This is a genomic window from Neobacillus paridis, assembly GCF_016765675.1.
Lineage (GTDB): Bacteria > Bacillota > Bacilli > Bacillales > Cytobacillaceae > Neobacillus > Neobacillus paridis.
In genome coordinates this window covers 1-573 of the sequence record NZ_JAESWB010000179.1, presented here as the reverse complement: position 1 = coordinate 573, position 573 = coordinate 1, and the positions used below count along the sequence as shown (strand labels likewise).

Annotated in this window: 1 protein-coding gene and 1 pseudogene; both read right to left on the bottom strand. The window is 68.8% G+C overall.

Features of this window, described 5'->3' with window-relative positions; translation table 11 throughout:
- Nucleotides 1-203, bottom strand: a 203-nt coding sequence (locus JK635_RS28425; RefSeq protein WP_202654407.1) for a hypothetical protein, incomplete at its 3' end; no start/stop codon positions are given.
- Nucleotides 200-573, bottom strand: a pseudogene (locus tag JK635_RS28420) (CpaF family protein); the annotation flags it as partial. The gene JK635_RS28425 and the pseudogene JK635_RS28420, both read right to left, overlap by 4 nt.

Genomic DNA, 573 nt, shown 5'->3' with positions numbered 1-573 from the left:
CGGGCATCCGCCAGCCTGCCCTGCTTGACGATGGAGCCGCCCGGCTGCCGGCCTGGAGGGCCGGCATCGCGCAGCCGCTCGCGCAGGCGGGCCGACGGCGGCATGGCGTCGTCCAGCATCGCCAGGCTGATGCGCAGCCCCTCTATGAGCATCAGCACCACCAGGAAGACCGTCAGGCCCAGGACCAGATCATCATCGTTCATGCCGCTCCCCGCGCCGCCGCAGTGAATAGCGCAGCGGGCAAGGCCACGCCGCGCGCCTGCAGGCGTTCACAGAAGCGCGGATAGATCCCGGCCACCATATGGCTGCCTTCGACCGTGCCGCAAGCGGCCACGCCGGTCTGCCGGAATGCGAACACTTCCTGCATGGTCACCATATCGCCTTCCATGCCGGTGATTTCCTGCACGCTGATGACGCGCCTGCGGCCATCCGACAGCCGCGCGACCTGCACCACCACGGTCAGCGCCGACGCGATCTGCTGCCGCGCTGCCCGCGGCGACAATTGCATGCCCGCCATGCCCAGCATGTTTTCCAGGCGCGTCAGTGCATCGCGCGGGCTGTTGGCATGGATGG